Origin of the sequence: Bacillus sp. RZ2MS9, assembly GCF_001816185.2 — a bacterium.
GTDB classification, from domain to species: domain Bacteria; phylum Bacillota; class Bacilli; order Bacillales; family Bacillaceae_G; genus Bacillus_A; species Bacillus_A cereus.
In genome coordinates this window covers 4,423,598-4,445,056 of record NZ_CP049978.1, presented here as the reverse complement: position 1 = coordinate 4,445,056, position 21,459 = coordinate 4,423,598, and the positions used below count along the sequence as shown (strand labels likewise).

Genomic DNA, 21,459 nt, shown 5'->3' with positions numbered 1-21,459 from the left:
TATGATCAATTTGTTAATAGGTATTATTTTGATATTGTTATGTGTTATTTATATGCAATATAAAATGAGAAAAAATAGTAGTAAAAATTTACGATACACATATGAAAAGTTAGAAAGTATTGTAAATGAAAAAACAGGTGAGACGTTACTCGTTATGACAGATGATCTAGAATTGCAAAAATTATTAGTGGCGATTAATCAATTATTAGATGCAAAACAGAAAACGAATGCAGATCATGCAAAAGTAGAAATTTCGATGAGAAAAATGCTTTCAAATATTTCGCATGACTTGAAAACACCACTAACAGTTATTCTTGGATATACAGAAATGTTAAATAAGGATAAAACGATAAATAAAGAAGAACAACAAATATTACTTGAGAAAGTGCATACGAAAACACTAGAAGTGATGGAATTAATTCATAAGTTTTTTGATTTAGCGAAATTAGAATCTGGTGACAAAGCAATTGAAATGACAAAAATAAATATGAATGAAGTTTGCCGCGAGAAGATTTTATCATTTTATGATTTAGTGACGACGAAAGGTTTTCAGGTTCATATTGATATACCAGAAAGAAATATATATGCACTTGGAAATGTAGAAGTATTAGGTAGGGTATTGAATAATTTAATATCAAATGCAATTACATATGGAGACGATGGAAAGGCACTCGGTATGACGTTAAGAGATGATGACACGGGCGTGTATATAGATGTATGGGATAAAGGAAAAGGGATTGATGAATCTCATATTGATAAAGTGTTTGAGCGTATGTACACACTTGAAGATTCAAGAAATAGATTGTACCAAGGAAGCGGTCTAGGATTAACGATTACGAAACGGCTTGTGGAAGCGATGGACGGAAAAATTCATCTTTCTAGTAAACCGTATGAAAAAACAATTTTTACAATTGCATTAATAAAGATACAGTTTTAGCTTGTAGAGCAGTAGATTCTACAAGCTTTTTTTCAGCGTAAGGAATTTGTAAGAAACGGGTAAGAAAAAAGAGATTTCCGTTGTCTATTATAGAAATATAGAGTATTGCGAAAGGGGAAAGTAACATGACATATATATTAAAAACAAACCAGTTAACGAAAGTGTTTAAAGGGAAAGAAGTTATTTCCGGTGTTAACATGCATGTGAAAAAAGGAGAAATTTACGGTTTTTTAGGACCAAACGGTGCTGGTAAAACAACGATTATGAAAATGATTACAAATTTAATAAAACCGACGAGTGGTGATATTGAAATCTTCGGTGAGAAATTAACAGATACATCTTATGAAGTATTAAAAAGAATGGGGACAATTATTGAATACCCAATCTTTTATGATAAATTAACGGCGAAAGAAAACTTAGACCTACATTGTGAATACATGGGCTACTACGATAAAAATGCAATTGACCATGCTTTACATTTAGTGAAACTACAAGGGGTAGATAATAAAAAAGTAAAAGATTTTTCATTAGGAATGAAACAACGACTCGGTATTGCAAGAGCAATCGTGACAAAGCCAGAATTGCTCATTTTAGATGAACCAATTAACGGTTTAGATCCAATTGGTATTAAAGAGTTACGAGACTTATTTAAAATGCTCTGCAAAGAATATGGCATTACATTATTAGTTTCTAGTCATATTTTAGGTGAAATGGAACTAATGGCCGATACAATTGGTGTGATTCAAAATGGAAAACTAATAAAAGAAGTTTCAATGAAGAGTATTAACGGAAAACAAACAGAGTACATTGAAATCACTATTCCTGATGTGAAACGTGCAGCTTATATTTTAGAAGATAAACTTGGTATAAAAAACTACAAAATAATGAGTGGAACCATGATTCGTGTGTATGATACGTTAGCGTCTCAGCAGGCCATTTCAAAAGCACTTATTATGAACGATGTGGAAATTGAAAGTATTAATAAGAAACATAGTTCCTTAGAAGAATATTTCTTAAATGTAATGGATGGAGAGGGCATTCATGCTTAATGGATTGTTAGTGAATCTACTAAGTGGATTGATCGTAATGTTCATAAGTGGGATTTTATATTATAGAAAACCTGAGCGGAAATGGTTGTTAATTCTAATAGTAATAGGAATGTTAAGCTTCGTTACTGCTGGAATTAGAATGTTAGCAGCGTAAAGACAGTTATATAAAGAATGGAGGAGTGGTTTGTATGCTTAGATTAATGAAGCTCGAATGGAAGAAACATAAATTATCTAGTTACTTTAAAGGGGTAGCAATTTGTATTATAGCAATTTTCGCTGCAGTAAGCCTTATGGCGTTGGGAATGAAAGCCGAGGGAGACGTGCTCTTCTTTGACTTCACGCAACAAATGGTTTTAATAAACACTTTTATTAGGATAACATTCATTATTTTTAGTTCGGTCATTTTATCACGTTTAGTAATTGATGAGTATAAGAACAAAACAATGCAACTACTATTTATGTACCCATTGCAACGAAAAATGCTAATGAGAGCGAAATTAACAATTGTTTTTTGTTTTTGTTTTGTGAGCACGATTATCGCTACTTTCAGTATCAGTTTGCTTGTATATTTTGTGAGTCCAATGATGGGACTGATTGAAACACCAGCTACGATAGGTGAAATAATATCTATCGTTCCAACTACTTTTATAAGTGCATTTATGATATCTGGTATAAGTTTAATTCCTTTATTTTTTGGGATGAGAAAGAAATCGACACCCACAACAATTACTTCTGCAGTAATAATCGGAATGCTAATTAGTAGTAACTTTGGTCCTGGAAACGGTCAAGTAAGTCTGTTTAATTTTATAGCTATCCCAATAGTGCTCTGTTTATTAGGAATTTTCATCAGTTATCTTTCATATCGTAAAATCGACAAGATCGATGTGGCGTGAAGCAAGCTTAAAACAAAAACGAACTGGGGTATGAATAGTGAAAAAAATGATAGTAATTGCAATATTATTCATTACAATTGCTAGTGTAGTTTTTGGTATTAAGGTATTTCAGGGGAAAGATTTTAAGAAAGAAAAGTCTTTTGAGATAAATAATATAAAAGAAATAGAAGTAGATAATGAAAACTGGAATCTTGAATTTAAAAGTACAGACGCTAATAAAATAGTAATTTCCGCTCAAGGTGAACAAGCAGATAAAGAGATAGATCCTGTCAAAATAGAAAATGATGAAAATAAAATTGTGATTAAGCAAAAACAAAAGATGAACAGATTTTTTAATGGTTTCACGTTTAGGAAGAAAAATAGTATATCTATAGCTATTCCGAAGAAAGAAATAGATAAAATTGTAGTAAATAATAAATCGGGTGATGTGAAAATAAGAGATATAGTAGTAAAAAATATCATGACAAAAGGCAAGTCTGGAGATGAAATGATTACAGGACTATCAGCCGAGAAAGGTGAATTTATATCGCAAAGTGGAGAGTTAGTTTTAAAAGGTAGTTCAGTACAAGAATTAAATATAAAGTCTACGACTGGTGATAACTATATAACAAATGTAAGTAACTCAAATATGAACATCACATCAACATCTGGGGAAGTATTACTGAAAGATATGACAGAAGGAAAATCATTATTTATAGAAACAAAATCAGGTGATATTGGCGTACGGTATAAAGGTGTCCCTGCATCATTGAAGCTTATGGCTAAAAGTAATTCGGCTGACGTAATAGTGGATTTAAAAGGACTTAAGAAAGATAAAAATACAGACAAAATAAAAGTAGGAACGATTGGTGATGCAAAAAATGAAGCGAAGATTTTAAGTGAAACAGGAGTCATTTATATTGATTAAGTCCAAGGAGGAAGGAGGAATATCATGCTACGTCTTATGAAGTTAGAATTGAAGAAGTTTAAGTTTGGATGGTATGTGAGGGGAGCAGTTATTGCAAATATTATTATACTGGCATTATTAATCTTTGTTAGTTTCATTGCACAAATAGAAGGAGATCCAGAAATAAGAGATCCGCAGATGATTTTGTTAATGGCTAGTACAGTAGTAAGAGCAACATTTATTATTTTTGGTAGTGTATTAATAGCAAGGTTAATAATTGACGAATATAAAAATAAAACAATACTACTCATGTTTTCTTATCCCATTAATCGAAAGAAAATGATGGCTAGTAAGTTGGCTATTACAGCGATAGTAACATTTATAACAGTTATTGTATCTAACATTTTAGTAGTAGGAATTTTCTTTGGGATAGATAGTTGTTTTTCAATTATTCCTCATTCATTCACAGTAGATCAATTGGTGCAAGAAGGAATAAAACTAGTTCCTTTAGCCATTGCAACTGCGGGGATGAGTTTAATCCCATTATATTTCGGAATGCGTAAACGTTCAGTGCCAACTACAATTGTTTCATCTCTTATCGTTGTCTCAATTGCAATGAATACCAACCCAGAGTTTCCTACAGCAACTTTACTTCCCCTTCAACTAGCACTCGCAGCAATTGGAGCTGTGATTGCATATTACGGAATTAAAAATATAGAGAAGGAAGATATAACTGTATGAAAAGAATAAGAAAAAGAGTTGGCGTTACACCAACTCTTTTTTGTATATGTATGTTTCGGTACTACTCTGTAAATTTAGAGTGTGTGCTTAAATACTTTTGCACTCCTGGAGAAATGTTAAAGTTATTAGGACTTTTATATTCGATAGTAAACTCTCCGTCTCCACTTGTTTCAAAGGAGATTGCATAGCTATTCATTTTAGCATCGTAAGAAGTATTTTTGACTTCCGCATCTAAATCGAAGTATTTTGTAATATATTCTTTTGATTCCGTAATTGCTGCTTGTTTTCCCCAAGGGGTACCATAATAGGTGAAATAAAGAGATACACTAATAACTCCAATAATAGAAGTTAATAAAATAGTGCCCATAGCTATTTTTTTATTCTTTGTATTCAATTTGGTTACTCCTCTTCATAGTATGTATTCATTTTAACCTATCTTTTCCATAAAACAACTATTAACAAAAAATAGTTTCACATGAAACAAGTTACAGAAAAAGACAAGATGTGTAAACATCTTGTCTTTTTTGTCGTTACATTTTAGGAGCTTCCATTCCAGCCGCAGCCCATTCTTCTTTTGCGGGGCCATATACGCCAGGAACTGTTAAGCCAGCTTGTCGCATTAAAACCGTCATTTGTCCGCGGTGGTGATTTTGATGATTAATGAGTGTCATTAAAAATATAGAATTCGGCATAGGGCGACCAAAGAAGTCATTAATAGTAGCTAAGTCTTTATCAGTCCATTTACTTTGAAGTGTTTCAACAAAAGCCGCGTTTACTTTACGGTATTCATCTGCAATTGTTTTTGCAGAAGTTGGAACAGGATAATCTTTCGTTTCTCCTTCAAACTTTAGCCCTGTGCCAGATAGTATCACAGGAACTGCCGTCACGATGTGCCAAGCAATTCTTCCTAACGTCCAGTGCCCAGGTGCAATTTCCTGTGATAAAGATGCATCGGTTAATGAATCAAGCATTTTCTGAGTAGACTCAGCCTCGTATGTCCATGATTGTAAAAAGCCTTCAATTGTTTGGTACATAGTTATCCCTCCTATTTTTGTTCATAGATTAAATTCGTGAGAGATAATATAATCCCTGTTCCACAAGAAATAATTAATTAAGCATTGCTACAATATGAAAACAATATTAGACCGTAAAGGTGGAAGCGAGTTTCTGCATATAAAGTATAAAAATGATAAGGAATACGTATTATTGGGAAATGCTGATGATTACAGAGAGTTATTTCAAATAGTAGGTAGGTTGAAAATAGCAAATGGAATAGAATTGAGATTACAAGATAAGAAATTAAAGAGAAAGTTAACTTTAAAACGAAGTGTATTCAATATAATCATGTATTCACTTGTTATATATATTATGTACAAAGCCTATATTAATTTTCTGCCATAATAGGAAAAGACGGCTTCACATATATGAAGTCGTCTTTTAATTAACTTTCTTCCCACTTTTCCTCATCAACCATAAGAAATAAGGTGTTCCAAGTATAGCAACTTTTTTCGCCGGTTTATCTAATTTTGTTTCCCCTTCAGTATGTTTAATTGTTATAGTTTGCTTTTTATCTTCTATCGTTGTTACCTTTTTCTCCTCTTTTTTGCTGTCCGCATTCAACAGCGAATAGAAGAACAACCATGAAAATACTAAGAATTTTCTTCATCTTCTTTCCCAAAATAAGTTTTTTATTCGTAATTATATTTTTAAAATTTTGCTGAAAAATAACGAATTATACGAATATCGTTATGTAAGATTAAAATCCATATGTGTATGAAGAATTTAGAAAAGGAATTTCATTTAACTAGAGAGGCGAAAGTACAAGCAAAAGGAGATAGTATCGCATGTAATAATTATTAGAATGTACGGGATAAATCTATATTTATCTCCACTGAATAAAGCTTTCGGTCTGATTTGATAAATGTTTTTTAATTTCTTACTTGTACTTATAAGATTGAATTTGAAGGAAGGAATCAACATGTCTTCATGGCTCAATAATACAAATGGATATTGTAGTTGTAATAATCAAAATGGTGTACATGTTGATTCGTGTTGTTTTAGTTGTGATGGGACAGTCCCTAAGCTTGGTCCAACAGGTCCAACAGGTCCAATGGGTTCAACAGGTCCAACGGGAGCAACCGGTTCAACAGGATCAACGGGTTCAACAGGTCCAACCGGAGCGACAGGTTCAACCGGTCCGACGGGAGCAACAGGTCCAACGGGATCAACGGGTTCAACGGGTTCAACAGGAGCAACAGGTCCGACGGGTTCAACAGGTCCAACAGGAGCGACGGGAGCAACAGGTCCAACCGGAGCAACGGGAGCAACAGGAGCAACAGGTCCAACAGGTCCAACGGGTTCAACAGGTCCAACGGGAGCAACCGGTTCAACAGGATCAACGGGTTCAACAGGTCCAACCGGAGCGACAGGTTCAACAGGTCCGACGGGAGCAACGGGAGCAACAGGATCAACGGGTTCAACAGGAGCAACAGGTCCGACGGGTTCAACAGGTCCGACGGGAGCAACAGGAGCAACAGGTCCAACCGGAGCAACAGGATCAACAGGTTCAACAGGATCAACGGGAGCAACAGGCCCAACGGGAGCGACAGGAATAACGGGAGTAACAGGTCCGACGGGAGCAACAGGAATAACGGGAGTAACAGGAATAACGGGAGTAACAGGTCCAACGGGAGCAACAGGTCCGACGGGAGCAACAGGTCCGACGGGAGCAACAGGTCCAACGGGTTCAACAGGTCCGACGGGTTCAACCGGTTCAACAGGTCCAACAGGAGCGACAGGTTCAACAGGAGCAACAGGTTCAACCGGTCCGACGGGAGCGACAGGTTCAACAGGAGTGACAGGTTCAACAGGAGCAACGGGTTCAACCGGTCCGACGGGAGCGACAGGTTCAACAGGAGTGACAGGTTCAACAGGAGCAACAGGTCCAACGGGAGCAACGGGTTCAACCGGTTCAACAGGTCCAACGGGAGCAACAGGTCCGACGGGAGCAACAGGTCCAACGGGTTCAACAGGTCCAACAGGAGCGACGGGAGCAACAGGTCCAACGGGTTCAACAGGATCAACAGGTCCGACGGGATCAACAGGTCCAACGGGATCAACAGGTCCAACAGGATCGACAGGATCAACAGGTCCGACGGGAGCAACAGGTCCAACAGGATCGACGGGATCAACAGGTCCAACGGGTTCAACAGGATCAACCGGTCCGACGGGAGCAACAGGATCAACGGGTTCAACAGGTCCAACCGGAGCAACAGGTACAAGTATCACGGCGACATATGCATTTGCAAATAATACGTCGGGAACAGCGATATCTGTAGTTCTTGGTGGAACGAATGTCCCGCTTCCAAATAATCAAAACATCGGTCCAGGAATTACTGTTTCTGGTGGAAACACAGTATTTACGGTTGCAAATGCTGGTAATTATTATATTTCATATACAATTAATATAACGGCTTCATTATTAGTCAGTTCACGGATTACAATTAATGGAGGGGCACTTGCTGGGACGATTAATGCTCCTGCGGTAGCAACCACATCATTTAGTGCAACAATCATTACAACTCTCGCAGCAGGAGATGCTATTAGCTTGCAATTATTTGGTTTGTTAGCTGTCGCAACATTATCAACAACTACTCCAGGAGCAGTGTTAACGATAATAAGATTAAGTTAAACTATAACTCTCTTACTCTTTTAAGATTAAGAGAGTTTCTACATATAATAAGAAGTTAATGAAGTAAAGCATAGTTATACAAAAGTCAGAATATTATGATTGTAACGCTATGGTGACTATAATATAATGAAAATAACCATCATGAATGAACATTCATTTATTTTTATGTATTTGAAGGGGGAATGAAGGTGGAAAAACCATGGTTGAAAAGTTATCCAGAGGAAATTCCGAGTACGATTTCTTATGATATTCAGCCGCTTCATAGATATGTAGAACAGATGGCTTCTCGCTACCCAGAAAAGAAAGCGCTTCACTTTTTAGGGAAGGATATTACGTTTTCGGACTTCCATGATAAGGTGAAGAGGTTTGCAAATTATCTTCAAAAGCTCGGTGTGGAAAAGGGTGATCGAGTTGCTATTATGTTGCCGAATTGTCCGCAAGCTGTAATTGGTTATTACGGCACATTACTTGCGGGAGGTATCGTAGTACAAACAAATCCACTGTATACAGAGAGAGAATTAGAATATCAGCTTCATGACTCGGGAGCAAAAGTAATTCTTTGTCTCGATTTAGTGTTTCCAAGAGTAACGAATGTTCAATCTGCTACAAAAATTGAGCATATTATCGTAACTCGTATTGCGGACTTTTTACCATTCCCTAAAAATCTATTGTATCCATTTGTGCAGAAAAAACAGTCAAATTTAGTTGTGAAAGTATCAGAGAGTGAAACGATTCATCTTTGGAATTCAGTAGAAAAAGAAGTGAATACGGATGTTGAGGAGCCTTGTGATCCTGAAAATGATCTAGCTCTTTTACAGTACACAGGAGGAACAACCGGATTTCCGAAAGGCGTTATGTTAACGCATAAAAACCTCGTCTCTAACACGTTAATGGGAGTTCAATGGTTATATAATTGCAAAGAAGGAGAAGAAGTCGTTCTTGGGGTTCTTCCATTTTTCCACGTGTACGGCATGACGGCTGTTATGAATTTGAGTGTTATGCAAGGATACAAAATGGTCCTTATTCCAAAGTTTGATATGAAAATGGTTTTTGAAGCGATTAAGAAGCATAAAGTGACACTATTTCCAGGGGCACCAACTATTTATATCGCTCTTTTAAATAGCCCACTTTTAAAAGAATACGATATTTCTTCTATTCGTGCTTGTATTAGTGGATCAGCACCACTGCCAGTAGAAGTACAGGAAAAGTTCGAAACAGTTACAGGTGGTAAACTAGTAGAGGGATATGGTTTAACAGAATCCTCTCCAGTTACACATAGTAATTTTTTATGGGAAAAGCGAGTGCCAGGTAGCATTGGAGTTCCGTGGCCAGATACAGAAGCAATCATTATGTCACTTGAGACTGGTGAGGCATTACCGCCAGGAGAAATAGGGGAAATTGTAGTGAAAGGTCCTCAAATTATGAAAGGATACTGGAATAAGCCAGAGGAAACAGCGGCTGTATTGCAAGATGGCTGGCTCCATACAGGTGATGTTGGCTACATGGATGAAGATGGATTTTTCTATGTAAAAGATCGCAAGAAAGATATGATTGTCGCGAGTGGATTTAATGTGTATCCTCGTGAAGTTGAAGAAGTATTATATGAGCATGAAAAAGTGCAAGAAGTAGTGACAATTGGAGTTCCAGATCCGTACCGAGGAGAGACAGTTAAAGCATTTGTTGTGTTAAAAGAAGGTACGGAGTGCTCTGAGGAAGAATTAAATCAGTTTGCACGTAAATATTTAGCGGCTTATAAAGTGCCGAAAGTATATGAGTTTAGAGATGAATTGCCGAAAACGACAGTAGGGAAAATTTTGCGCCGTGTTCTAATAGATGAAGAGAAGAGAAAGAATGAGGATGAGCAAACGGGCTAAGGCCCTTTCTTTTTGAAAAAATAGGATTGACACTTTTCTAAATAGTCAGTATTATAAGAATATGAATGACTATTCATTCAGTCATCTTCTTGAAGGGGACAGTAAAGTGAAGAAAAATAGACCGAAATACAATCAAATTATTGATGCGGCAGTCATTGTGATTGCGGAGAATGGGTACCACCAAGCGCAAGTTTCTAAAATCGCAAAGCAAGCTGGGGTAGCTGATGGCACGATTTATTTATATTTTAAAAATAAAGAAGATATATTAATATCCTTATTCCAAGAGAAGATGGGAGAATTTGTCGAAACAATTCGTCAAAAAACAGCAGGAATTGAAAGCGCTGTATCGAAGTTATTCATGTTGGTAGAAACGCACTTCTTGCTGTTGTCGCAAAATGATCCTCTTGCTATCGTTACGCAATTAGAGCTGAGGCAGTCCAATCAAGACTTGCGCCTTAAAATAAATGAAGTATTAAAAGGCTACTTACAAGTTATGGATGAGATTTTAGAGACTGGTATAAAACAAGGTGAATTTCAAGCAGATTTAAATGTTCGCGTGGCAAGACAAATGATCTTTGGAACAGTGGATGAAGTTGTGACCAATTGGGTAATGAGCGATCATAAGTATGATCTGGTCGCACTTTCAAAAACGGTACACGGGCTACTTATTGCAGCTTGTGGTTATCGTCAATAATGGGAGGGATCATGTTGAAATTCCTATCTGTAAGAGTTGAAGATCATATCGCGGTGGCGACGTTAAATCACGCACCAGCGAATGCGATGTCTTCACAAGTTATGCATGACGTTACTGAATTAATTGATCAAGTGGAAAAGGATGATAACATTCGTGTTGTTGTTATTCATGGTGAAGGACGTTTCTTCTCAGCGGGAGCAGATATTAAAGAATTTACATCTGTTACTGAAGCGAAGCAAGCAACAGAATTAGCACAGCTTGGACAAGTTACGTTTGAGCGTGTTGAAAAATGTTCAAAACCAGTTATTGCGGCAATTCATGGAGCGGCACTGGGCGGCGGCCTTGAGTTTGCTATGTCTTGCCACATGCGCTTTGCAACTGAAAGTGCAAAACTTGGTTTACCTGAATTAACACTTGGATTAATTCCTGGCTTTGCAGGTACACAGCGCTTACCACGTTATGTTGGGAAAGCGAAAGCTTGTGAAATGATGTTAACAAGTACACCAATTACTGGTGCAGAAGCATTAAAGTGGGGACTTGTTAACGGATTGTTCTCTGAAGAATCTCTTTTAGATGATACGCTTAAAGTTGCAAAACAAATTGCTGGAAAAAGTCCAGCAACAACTCGTGCTGTACTAGAGTTATTGCAAACGACAAAATCGTCTCATTACTATGAAGGTGTACAACGTGAATCACAGATTTTTGGTGAAGTATTTACGAGTGAAGATGGAAGAGAAGGTGTAGCTGCATTTTTAGAAAAGCGTAAACCTTCATTTAGTGGCAGGTAGTTCAATTATTTTTTTAATATAAATTAACAGAAAATTAAAATTGATAGAATCTTTCTGAAAAACAAGGGGGTAAATGGAATGAACATCTACGTACTCATGAAACGAACATTTGATACAGAAGAAAAAATCGTAATTAAAAACGGTGCAATTTACGATGGCGAAGCGGAATTCATCATCAACCCTTACGATGAATATGCAATTGAAGAAGCAATTCAAGTAAGAGACGCACAAGGTGGAGAAGTTACAGTTGTAACAGTCGGTGGCGAAGATAGTGAGAAAGAACTTCGTACTGCATTAGCAATGGGCTGTGATAAAGCTGTATTAATTAATATTGAAGATGATGTAGAAAATGGTGACCAGTTCACGACAGCAAAAGTGCTTGCTGAATATTTAAAAGATAAAGATGCAGATTTAATTTTAGGCGGAAACGTTGCAATTGATGGTGCATCTGGACAAGTAGGACCACGCGTAGCTGAAGCGTTAAATATTCCGTATGTAACGACAATTACAAAACTTGAAATTGACGGTACAAATGTGAAGATTGAGCGTGATGTTGAAGGTGATACAGAAGTGATTGCAACTTCATTACCAGTTTTAGTAACAGCACAGCAAGGTTTAAATGAACCGCGTTATCCATCGCTTCCAGGTATTATGAAAGCGAAGAAAAAGCCGCTAGAAGAATTAGAATTAGATGATTTAGATTTAGAAGAAGATGATGTGGAAGCAAAGACAAAAACAATTGAAATCTATTTGCCTCCTAAGAAAGATGCAGGAAAAGTGTTACAAGGCGAGCTGCAAGATCAAGTAAAAGAACTTGTATCGTTGCTCCATACAGAAGCGAAAGTAATCTAATAAAATACGAAATTATATATGCAGGAGGGAAAATCTATGGCTCGTAAAGTATTAGTAATGGGTGAAGTTCGTGATGGATCGCTACGTAACGTTTCTTTTGAAGCGGTAGCAGCAGCAAAAACAATTGCAGAAGGCGGTGAAGTAGTAGGTCTTCTAATTGGAGACAGCGTTGCCTCTTTTGCAAATGAATTGATTCATTACGGTGCAGATCGCGTTGTGACAGTTGAAAATGATAAATTAAAATCATATACATCTGATGGTTATGCACAAGCGTTTTTAGCTGTACATGCTGAAGAAAATCCAGAAGGTATTGTCTTTGGACATACAGCACTTGGCAAAGATTTATCACCAAAATTAGCAGCGAAGCTTGAAGCTGGTTTAATTTCTGACGTAACTGCTTTAGAGGTTGAAGGTGGAAATGTTATCTTCACTCGTCCAATTTACTCTGGTAAAGCATTCGAGAAGAAGATTGTAACAGACGGCATGTTATTTGCGACAGTGCGTCCAAATAACATTGCAACTCTGGAAAAAGATGAGTCTCGCAGCGGTGACGTATCTTCTATTACAGTTGATGTGAAAGATTTACGTACAATCATTCAAGATGTTGTCCGTAAAACGGCAGAAGGTGTGGATCTTTCTGAAGCGAAAGTTATTATCGCTGGTGGACGCGGTGTGAAGAGTGAAGAAGGCTTTAAACCATTAAAAGAGTTAGCTGACGTACTAGGTGGCGCTGTTGGGGCATCTCGTGGTGCTTGTGACGCTGAATACTGTGATTACTCATTACAAATTGGTCAAACTGGTAAAGTTGTTACCCCAGACTTATACATTGCATGTGGTATTTCTGGTGCGATTCAGCATTTAGCAGGTATGTCTAACTCAAAAATAATCGTTGCGATTAATAAAGATCCAGAAGCAAGTATCTTTAAAGTAGCTGACTACGGTATTGTCGGTGACTTATTCGAAGTTGTACCTCTTTTAACAGAAGAGTTTAAAAAGTTAAAAGTACATTCATGATTTTAGTACCCTTGAGTTCCAAGTGAAGTACCCCTATATATAGAAAAAGGTGAGAGATCCCCTGTCTCTCATCTTTTTAGTATTTAATCCGTATTTTTATATAGTATAAAGGAACATTTTTTTGTTACAATACATAACGATACATATTATTCGCCACGTATATAAGTTAATGATATACTCTTGGTAGAATATACTTGAAGGAGGAAATAAAATGGCAATTGTAAACGCAAATGACCAAAGCTTCGCAGCTGAAACTAGCGAAGGTGTTGTATTATTAGATTTCTGGGCACCTTGGTGTGGACCTTGTAAAATGATCGCTCCTGTATTAGAGGAAATCGATGCAGAACTAGGCGAAAAAGTAAAAGTAGTAAAAGTAGACGTTGATGAAAACCAAGAAACTGCTCGTCAATTCGAAGTAATGAGCATTCCAGCTCTTTTCGTATTAAAAGACGGTAAAGTAGTTGATCAAGCGTTAGGTTACAAACCGAAAGAAGCGTTAGTAGAATTAGTTTCTAAACACTTCTAAAATAAAAAAGCTACCATTTGGTAGCTTTTTTTATTTTCTTTTTTACAGTCTTTCCGTTACAATAAAAGAACGTATGTTGGGTGTTTGGGCATAGTATGTTTTCAAGGGAAAATAAAAATGCTAAGTATGTAGAAATGGAGGGAGACGAGTGCACGAACATTTGAAAGAGAAGTTGGCTATTTTACCAGATCAACCTGGTTGTTATTTGATGAAAGATAAGCAAGGAACGGTTATATATGTCGGAAAGGCAAAAGTGCTTAAAAATCGTGTGCGCTCGTACTTTACTGGTTCACATGATGGGAAAACACTGCGGCTTGTAGGAGAAATTGTTGATTTTGAATATATTGTAACTTCTTCGAATTTAGAAGCACTTATTTTAGAGTTAAATCTAATTAAAAAATATGATCCGAAATATAATATTCAATTAAAAGATGATAAAACATATCCTTTTATTAAAATTACAGCGGAGAAGCAACCTCGCTTACTCATTACTCGAAACGTAAAAAAAGATAAAGGGAAATATTTTGGTCCTTATCCAAATGCACAATCTGCTCATGAAACGAAAAAACTGCTAGATCGTATGTATCCACTTCGGAAATGCACGAATATGCCAGATAAAGTTTGTTTGTATTATCATATGGGTCAATGTTTAGCACCTTGTGTGAAAGAAGTGACGGAAGAACAAAATAAAGAAATTGTAGATGAAATTATTAAGTTTTTAAATGGTGGACATAAAGAAGTTCGTTCAGAACTAGAAATAAAAATGTATGAGGCCTCAGAGAAACTAGAGTTTGAACGTGCAAAAGAGTTGCGTGATCAAATTGCTCATATTGATGCGATTATGGAAAAGCAAAAGATGATTATGAGTGACTTAGTGGATCGTGATGTGTTTGGATATGCAGTGGATAAAGGATGGATGTGTGTTCAAGTTTTCTTCGTTCGAAAAGGAAAGCTAATTGAACGTGATGTTTCTATGTTTCCAATTTACGATGAACCAGAAGAGGGTTTTTTAACGTTTATCGGCCAATTTTATGAAAACAGTAGTCATTTTAAGCCGAAGGAAATTGTCGTTCCAGGAAGTATAGACTCGGAATTAGTAGAGCGCTTTTTAGAAGTGGAAGCGACGCAGCCGAAACGTGGTAAGAAAAAAGACCTTGTAGAATTGGCAAATAAAAATGCGAAGATTGCTCTTGAAGAGAAGTTTTACTTAATTGAACGTGATGAAGAACGAACGATTAAAGCGGTAGATCATTTAGGGAAGCAGCTTGGGATTGAAACGCCATATCGTATTGAAGCGTTTGATAACTCAAATATTCAAGGAACAAATCCCGTTTCTGCAATGATTGCTTTTATCGATGGGAAACCGGCGAAGAAAGAGTATCGAAAATATAAAATTAAAACGGTTCAAGGACCAGATGATTATGAGTCTATGAGAGAAGTTGTGAGGCGCCGTTATACAAGGGCGCTTAAAGAAAATTCACCTTTACCTGATTTGATTATTATTGATGGAGGAAAAGGCCATCTAGCGGCTGCAAGTGATATTTTAGAGAATGAGCTCGGATTATATATTCCGATGGCAGGTCTTGTAAAAGATGATAAACATAAAACCTCCCATTTAATTATTGGGGATCCACCGGAACCTGTGATACTTGAGAGAAATAGTCAAGAATTTTATTTGTTGCAGCGTATTCAAGATGAGGTGCATCGATTTGCGATTACATTCCATCGTCAATTACACGGGAAATCTGTCATTCAATCAGCATTGGATGATATTCCAGGAATCGGTGATAAACGGAAAAAGGTATTGTTAAAACATTTTGGTTCATTAAAGAAGATGAAAGAAGCTTCTATAGAGGAATTTGTCGAAGCGGGTATGCCGAAAAATGTCGCGGAGACGATTTATACGTATTTAACAGATAAGAAGACGTTGTAGTTTACAACGTCTTCTGTTTTTTGGTATAATTTCTGAAGATTTAAAATAAACGTATCTGAATGAAAATACAAAAAAGTCAACTAAACTGATATGTCTAGTTGACTGTAGGTAATGCTTACACTTCAATGAGATCTTTTATATCCCATTTTACAAGAAATGTAATAGAGTCAGAACGTTTTTTCTTTTCTTCGTATGACTCTGCAACGACGTTCCGTTGCTTTTGGATTTGTTCAGCGATGAATCCGGCTTCTAGTTGATAAGAAGAATGTCGTTTTTGTTTTTGACGTTCTGCGATGAGTGTGCCTTTAAGTTGGAACTGCATTTCACGACGCTTATGTTCAACAATGCTTAAAGTGCCCCAGCCAGCCTTTTCAAAGAACTGAATGACTTCTTCAATTGTTTCTAGCGGATATTTTCTTGCAAGGTTTCTACCAGACCAGTATAAAATACCATCTAAATCGTTGCCGATTAAATCAGGTAGTAATTCTTCACGTAGCAATTCATAAGCGAAGGCGTTCAATGAAACATCTTCTAAAGATGTTGTATCGATTGTATTTTTACTCACAATATTCCCCTCTTTCTATAGGGATTATTATATAACATTTCACATTTATAAAAACAGATTTTTCTTTAGGAAAATCTGAATATATAAGAAGAAAAAAAGAATTGGCAAATTATATGCAAATTATGTATACGTTTTCTTGACGCTTCGACAAAAATAGGAGTAAAATGAACTTGGTATCAAATTATGCTGAAATATTTCGAATAATTTTTTCAGTTTTTCTTATGCCAATAGTGAAAAAACATTATTGTCATAAACTAATCTGAAAACAGCAGTCAAACATTCAAGGGGGGTAATGGGGACATGAAAGGCCGCGAGTATACGTTTCGTAAGTGGCACTCATTAATGGGGGTCATCCCGGTTGGTGTCTTTTTGACGCAACATTTAACTGTAAACAACTTTGCAACACGAGGAGCAGAGGCTTTTAACAAAGCTGCAGGCTTTATGGAGCTCCTTCCATTCCGGTATGCGCTAGAAATTTTCATCATCTTTTTACCGATACTGTACCATGCTATATATGGCTTATATATTGCATTTACAGCTAAGAACAATGCGGTTTCTTACGGTTATTTCCGTAACTGGATGTTCGTTTTCCAAAGAATTTCAGGTATCGTTACGCTGATCTTCATTTCTTGGCACGTCTGGGAAACTCGTATTCAAGCAATGTTAGGTAAAGAGGTAAACTATGATATGATGGCAGATATTTTAAACAATCCAGCTATGTTTGCATTCTACTTAGTTGGTGTTGTTTCAACAATTTTCCACTTTGCAAATGGACTATGGACATTCTGCATCAGCTGGGGAATTACAGTATCTCCACGTTCACAAAGAATCTCTACTTATGTAACATTAGCTATTTTCTTAGGTTTATCTTATGTAGGTGTGAGTGCATTATTAGCGTTCATCGATCCACAGCTAGCAAACCAGTAAGGAGTGGGAGAGCATGAAAGGGAAACTTATAGTAGTCGGCGGTGGCTTGGCTGGCTTAATGGCAACGATTAAAGCGGCAGAAGCAGGAGTAAATGTTGAACTGTTTTCTTTAGTACCAGTAAAACGTTCACATTCTGTATGTGCTCAGGGCGGAATTAACGGTGCCGTAAATACGAAAGGTGAAGGGGATTCTCCATGGATCCACTTTGACGATACAATTTATGGTGGGGACTTCTTAGCGAACCAACCACCAGTTAAAGCAATGTGTGAAGCAGCACCTGGTATCATTCATTTAATGGACCGTATGGGTGTTATGTTCAACCGTACGGAAGAAGGACTTCTTGATTTCCGTCGATTTGGTGGAACGCAACATCACCGTACAGCATTTGCTGGTGCAACAACTGGACAGCAATTACTTTACGCATTAGATGAGCAAGTACGTCGTCACGAAGTAGCAGGACTTGTAACGAAATATGAAGGTTGGGATTTCTTACGAGCTGTTGTTGATGATGAAGGTGTGTGCCGAGGAATCGTTGCACAAGACTTACAAACTATGGAGATTAGAAGTTTCGGAGCAGATGCCGTGATTATGGCAACAGGGGGCCCTGGTATCATTTTCGGAAAATCAACAAACTCCATTATCAATACAGGTACAGCAGCTTCTGCTGTATATCAACAAGGCGCATATTATGCAAACGGTGAGTTCATTCAAATTCACCCAACGGCAATTCCTGGAGACGATAAATTACGTCTTATGAGTGAATCTGCACGTGGTGAAGGTGGACGTGTTTGGACATATAAAGATGGTAAACCATGGTACTTCTTAGAAGAAAAATATCCGGCTTACGGAAACCTTGTACCTCGTGACATCGCAACGCGTGAAATCTTTGATGTTTGCGTAGAGCAAAAACTAGGTATTAACGGTGAAAACATGGTGTACTTAGATCTTTCTCATAAAGATCCAAAAGAACTAGATATTAAACTAGGTGGAATTATTGAAATCTATGAGAAATTTACAGGGGATGATCCTCGTAAACTACCGATGAAAATCTTCCCAGCTGTTCACTATTCAATGGGCGGACTATGGGTTGATTATAAACAGATGACAAATATTCCAGGTTTATTTGCAGCAGGTGAGTGTGATTATTCTATGCACGGTGGTAACCGTCTTGGTGCAAACTCACTATTATCAGCAATTTATGGTGGTATGGTAGCAGGACCAAACGCAATTGAGTATATGAAAGGTCTTTCTAAATCATCTGATGCTGTTTCATCTACTGTATATGAGCAAAATGAATTAATCGAAACAGAGAAATTTAACAATATTTTAACGATGGATGGTAACGAAAATGCGTATGTTCTTCATAAAGAGCTTGGAGAATGGATGACAGATAACGTTACAGTAGTTCGTGAAAATAAAAAATTATTAGAAACAGATGCGAAAATTGAAGAATTAATGGCTCGTTACAAACGTATTAACATTAACGATACAGCAAGATGGAGTAACCAAGGTGCTTCATTTACACGCCAACTTGCAAATATGTTTGAGTTAGCACGTGTTATTACAATTGGCGCATATAACCGTAATGAGAGCCGTGGGGCGCATTACAAACCTGAATTCCCAAATCGTGATGATGCAAACTTCTTAAAAACTACGATGGCAAAATTTGAGGGAGAAGGAAATGCACCAGCATTCCATTACGAGGACGTTGATATTTCGTTAATTAAACCACGTAAACGTGATTATTCTTCAAAACACGATGTAGCTGCTAAGGGTGAAGAGAAGGGGGATAAACAACATGTCTGAGAAAACAATCCGCCTCATCATTACGAGACAAGACGGGCCAGATGCGCAAGCGTTTGACCAAGAGTTTGAAATTCCATATCGTCCGAATATGAATATTATCTCAGCACTTATGGAAATCCGTCGTAATCCTGTTGATTCAAAAGGGAACCAAACAACTCCGATTGCATGGGATATGAACTGCTTAGAGGAAGTATGTGGTGCATGTTCGATGGTGATTAACGGAAAACCACGTCAATCATGTACGGCACTTATCGATCAATTAGAGCAACCAATTCGCTTAAAACCGATGAAGACATTCCCGGTTGTACGTGACTTGCAAGTTGATCGTAGTCGCATGTTTAATGCTCTAAAACGCGTTAAAGCGTGGATTCCAATTGATGGTACGTATGACCTAGGTCCAGGGCCAAGAATGCCTGAGAAAAAGCGTCAATGGGCTTATGAGCTTTCAAAATGCATGACATGTGGTGTTTGCTTAGAATCATGTCCAAACGTAAACAGTAAGTCTGACTTTATTGGACCAGCACCGTTATCACAAGCTCGCTTATTCAACTCACATCCAACGGGTGAAATGCATAAAGCAGATCGCTTACGTGCAATTATGGGAGATGGAGGACTAGCAAACTGTGGTAACTCTCAAAACTGTGTGCAATCATGTCCGAAGGGTATTCCTTTAACAACTTCAATTGCGGCATTAAACCGTGATACAACAATTCAATCGTTCAAAGATTTCTTTGGTAGCGATAATAACTATTAATAAATATTGCCTCTTCATATCGAAGAGGCAATATTTATAACTTTATTTTTCTGTTTATTCTGTTTATTTAAAGGTGAAAAGGGGAGATAACAATGAAGAGGATTTCTTATATTGAAGACTTTGAGCAATGGGAAAGTGGTTTTTCGTTTTACAACCCTGTAAAGGTTCGTTTTGGTGAAGTAGATATGTTTGGACATGTAAATAATGTCGTTGCTTTTACTTATTTTGAAGAAGCTCGTATTGCGTTGTTTAAAGAACTTGGATTTATGCAAGAGTGGACACATGCATCATCAGAAACGATGATCGTTGTTGCGGATTTACAATGTAATTTTATTAAGCAAATATATTTTGATGAACAGCTGAAGGTGTATGTAAAGGCAGGATCGGTCGGGAATTCTTCTTTAGATTTACATTATATGGTGAAGAATGCAGCAGGAGAGGTTTGTTTAGTAGGTCGTGGAATGATGGTTCAAGCGTCGAAAAAAACAGGAAGAGGCGAACCATGGCCTGAAGAATGGAAGAAGAAATTACTACAATAATAGAGTGAAAGAAAAATAAGAGAGCAATTTGCTCTCTTATTTTTTGTCTTCCATCGCTTCTTCTAATGTTAAGTGATGTTTATATAGGTATGTAGCGTATGGATTACCAACGTAGCGTAAGTGCCATGGTTCATATGCATATTCTGTTGTATCTGTTTTATCTTCTAAGTAACGAATGACAAAGCCGAATTCATGAGCGTGTTCTGCGACCCATTTTCCTTCTGCTGTCTCCCCGAAGATAGGCTCTAATTGAAATTTAGCTGATTTTGAACTAATATCCATTGCTAAACCCGTTTGGTGTTCACTTGTACCAGGAATTGCGCTTACCGAATTAGCTTCGGCTTTTCCTTGGCGTCTAACGTATGTATCATGCAACGATTTTTGGCGTTTGTATGAACGATAACCAGATACAGCTGTAAGATCAAGCCCTTCTTTTTTCGCAGCTTTAAACATGTTTTCAAGTGCCTCTGCAGCATCTTTTCGCAGCAATGTTTTTTCTTTATCTTTTGGACTAATAAATGGTACATTTGGTCTCGTTAAGTCTTCAGGAATGTATCCATCTGGTAGTTTTCGATGTTTATTAATTAAGACAAGATTAGATTTGGGATTTGTTACCACTGAAAAGTCATTGTCTATTTTCTTTGCATTATGATCAGCTTTTGGAAAAGCAGGAATCTCTTCTTTTTTATGGTTATTATGCTTTTGACTTTCGACAGCTTTTGCTTCATTATGTAGTGGTGTTTTAGAACCAAAGTAAGCGAAAGATGTGATCCCGATTACAATAGTAGTGGCAGAAATAATTATTATCTTTTTCATGATGCCTTGTAATCACAGTCCCTTCTTAATAAAATGTGTAATGTTTTTTTTATTATAAATCTAGTTTGTTGGAAAAGGAATATAAGAGTCATAACGTAATAGAAATGCAAAGAAAATGTCAGAAAATGTGTGAATTTGTAGTATTTTTTTATATAATTCATTTCTTATCTTTC

The 21,459-nt window shown here is 37.0% G+C and carries 22 protein-coding genes and 2 pseudogenes; 19 read left to right on the top strand and 5 right to left on the bottom strand.

Features of this window, described 5'->3' with window-relative positions:
* The first annotated feature begins 1 nt into the window (after position 1).
* From BHV55_RS22655 to BHV55_RS22630, 6 genes are all read left to right on the top strand, one after another.
* Positions 2 to 937, top strand: coding sequence for a HAMP domain-containing histidine kinase (locus BHV55_RS22655; protein ID WP_070756976.1), 936 nt, complete (start codon positions 2 to 4; stop codon positions 935 to 937).
* Between the two features lie 125 nt (positions 938 to 1,062).
* A complete protein-coding gene (locus BHV55_RS22650; protein WP_048568486.1) occupies positions 1,063 to 1,986 on the top strand; it encodes an ABC transporter ATP-binding protein in 924 nt (307 codons plus the stop codon).
* Positions 1,979 to 2,140 carry a hypothetical protein gene (locus BHV55_RS22645; RefSeq protein WP_000931763.1) on the top strand — a complete coding sequence of 54 codons (162 nt, stop codon included), beginning with the start codon at positions 1,979 to 1,981 and terminating at the stop codon, positions 2,138 to 2,140. The genes BHV55_RS22650 and BHV55_RS22645 overlap by 8 nt, the downstream gene beginning before the upstream one ends.
* A gap of 34 nt (positions 2,141 to 2,174) precedes the next feature.
* Positions 2,175 to 2,879 (top strand): ABC transporter permease, encoded by a 705-nt coding sequence (locus BHV55_RS22640; RefSeq protein WP_000945211.1) that lies wholly within the window; start codon positions 2,175 to 2,177, stop codon positions 2,877 to 2,879.
* A gap of 37 nt (positions 2,880 to 2,916) precedes the next feature.
* A complete protein-coding gene (locus BHV55_RS22635; protein ID WP_070756975.1) occupies positions 2,917 to 3,786 on the top strand; it encodes a DUF4097 family beta strand repeat-containing protein in 870 nt (289 codons plus the stop codon).
* A gap of 24 nt (positions 3,787 to 3,810) precedes the next feature.
* Positions 3,811 to 4,506, top strand: a complete 696-nt coding sequence (locus tag BHV55_RS22630) for an ABC transporter permease (RefSeq protein WP_070756974.1) — start codon at positions 3,811 to 3,813, stop codon at positions 4,504 to 4,506.
* 61 nt (positions 4,507 to 4,567) lie between these two features.
* On the opposite strand, the gene BHV55_RS22625 is transcribed toward BHV55_RS22630, so the two are convergent.
* Both BHV55_RS22625 and BHV55_RS22620 read right to left on the bottom strand, forming a co-directional pair.
* Entirely contained in the window at positions 4,568 to 4,900 is a 333-nt protein-coding gene (locus BHV55_RS22625; protein ID WP_070756973.1) for a YfjL-like protein, read from the bottom strand.
* Positions 4,901 to 5,036: 136 nt separating this feature from the next.
* Positions 5,037 to 5,540 carry a DinB family protein gene (locus BHV55_RS22620; protein WP_000284977.1) on the bottom strand — a complete coding sequence of 168 codons (504 nt, stop codon included), beginning with the start codon at positions 5,538 to 5,540 and terminating at the stop codon, positions 5,037 to 5,039.
* 94 nt (positions 5,541 to 5,634) lie between these two features.
* On the opposite strand from BHV55_RS22620, the pseudogene BHV55_RS22615 reads away from it, so the two are divergent.
* A pseudogene (locus BHV55_RS22615) lies at positions 5,635 to 5,907 on the top strand (septation ring formation regulator EzrA); the annotation flags it as partial.
* 78 nt (positions 5,908 to 5,985) lie between these two features.
* Here the strand turns inward: BHV55_RS22615 and BHV55_RS22610 are convergent.
* A pseudogene (locus tag BHV55_RS22610) lies at positions 5,986 to 6,172 on the bottom strand (ABC transporter substrate-binding protein); the annotation flags it as partial.
* Between the two features lie 444 nt (positions 6,173 to 6,616).
* Between BHV55_RS22610 and BHV55_RS27950 the strand changes: the two are divergent.
* From BHV55_RS27950 to uvrC, 8 genes are all read left to right on the top strand, one after another.
* On the top strand, positions 6,617 to 8,197 hold the full coding sequence (locus tag BHV55_RS27950) for a BclA C-terminal domain-containing protein (RefSeq protein WP_481748197.1): 1,581 nt from the start codon (positions 6,617 to 6,619) through the stop codon (positions 8,195 to 8,197).
* Between the two features lie 188 nt (positions 8,198 to 8,385).
* Positions 8,386 to 10,071, top strand: a complete 1,686-nt coding sequence (locus BHV55_RS22600) for a long-chain-fatty-acid--CoA ligase (RefSeq protein WP_000414742.1) — start codon at positions 8,386 to 8,388, stop codon at positions 10,069 to 10,071.
* Positions 10,072 to 10,177: 106 nt separating this feature from the next.
* Positions 10,178 to 10,765 carry a fatty acid metabolism transcriptional regulator FadR gene (locus BHV55_RS22595; RefSeq protein ID WP_000742223.1) on the top strand — a complete coding sequence of 196 codons (588 nt, stop codon included), beginning with the start codon at positions 10,178 to 10,180 and terminating at the stop codon, positions 10,763 to 10,765.
* 11 nt (positions 10,766 to 10,776) lie between these two features.
* Positions 10,777 to 11,553: an enoyl-CoA hydratase gene (locus BHV55_RS22590; protein WP_000911292.1), complete on the top strand. Its 777-nt coding sequence runs from the start codon at positions 10,777 to 10,779 to the stop codon at positions 11,551 to 11,553.
* A gap of 78 nt (positions 11,554 to 11,631) precedes the next feature.
* Positions 11,632 to 12,405, top strand: a complete 774-nt coding sequence (gene etfB, locus BHV55_RS22585) for an electron transfer flavoprotein subunit beta (RefSeq protein ID WP_001029028.1) — start codon at positions 11,632 to 11,634, stop codon at positions 12,403 to 12,405.
* Positions 12,406 to 12,441: 36 nt separating this feature from the next.
* Entirely contained in the window at positions 12,442 to 13,419 is a 978-nt protein-coding gene (etfA, locus tag BHV55_RS22580; protein WP_000101944.1) for an electron transfer flavoprotein subunit alpha, read from the top strand.
* Between the two features lie 211 nt (positions 13,420 to 13,630).
* Entirely contained in the window at positions 13,631 to 13,945 is a 315-nt protein-coding gene (gene trxA, locus BHV55_RS22575) for a thioredoxin (protein WP_001018943.1), read from the top strand.
* A gap of 148 nt (positions 13,946 to 14,093) precedes the next feature.
* A complete protein-coding gene (uvrC, locus tag BHV55_RS22570) occupies positions 14,094 to 15,878 on the top strand; it encodes an excinuclease ABC subunit C (RefSeq protein ID WP_000544295.1) in 1,785 nt (594 codons plus the stop codon).
* Between the two features lie 115 nt (positions 15,879 to 15,993).
* On the opposite strand, the gene BHV55_RS22565 is transcribed toward uvrC, so the two are convergent.
* Entirely contained in the window at positions 15,994 to 16,443 is a 450-nt protein-coding gene (locus tag BHV55_RS22565) for a YslB family protein (RefSeq protein WP_000042226.1), read from the bottom strand.
* A 300-nt stretch (positions 16,444 to 16,743) separates the two neighbouring features.
* On the opposite strand from BHV55_RS22565, the gene sdhC reads away from it, so the two are divergent.
* From sdhC to BHV55_RS22545, 4 genes are all read left to right on the top strand, one after another.
* A complete protein-coding gene (gene sdhC / locus BHV55_RS22560; RefSeq protein ID WP_070756971.1) occupies positions 16,744 to 17,370 on the top strand; it encodes a succinate dehydrogenase cytochrome B558 in 627 nt (208 codons plus the stop codon).
* Between the two features lie 13 nt (positions 17,371 to 17,383).
* Entirely contained in the window at positions 17,384 to 19,177 is a 1,794-nt protein-coding gene (gene sdhA, locus BHV55_RS22555; protein ID WP_000676750.1) for a succinate dehydrogenase flavoprotein subunit, read from the top strand.
* The gene (gene sdhB / locus BHV55_RS22550; protein WP_001291827.1) at positions 19,170 to 19,931 is read left to right on the top strand and encodes a succinate dehydrogenase iron-sulfur subunit; all 762 of its coding nucleotides are present in this window, start codon (positions 19,170 to 19,172) and stop codon (positions 19,929 to 19,931) included. Before sdhA ends, sdhB begins: the two co-directional genes overlap by 8 nt.
* 92 nt (positions 19,932 to 20,023) lie before the next feature.
* The gene (locus BHV55_RS22545; protein WP_000822734.1) at positions 20,024 to 20,470 is read left to right on the top strand and encodes an acyl-CoA thioesterase; all 447 of its coding nucleotides are present in this window, start codon (positions 20,024 to 20,026) and stop codon (positions 20,468 to 20,470) included.
* A 36-nt stretch (positions 20,471 to 20,506) separates the two neighbouring features.
* Here the strand turns inward: BHV55_RS22545 and BHV55_RS22540 are convergent, their stop codons facing one another.
* Entirely contained in the window at positions 20,507 to 21,286 is a 780-nt protein-coding gene (locus tag BHV55_RS22540; protein ID WP_000720201.1) for a M15 family metallopeptidase, read from the bottom strand.
* Positions 21,287 to 21,459: the final 173 nt, after the last annotated feature.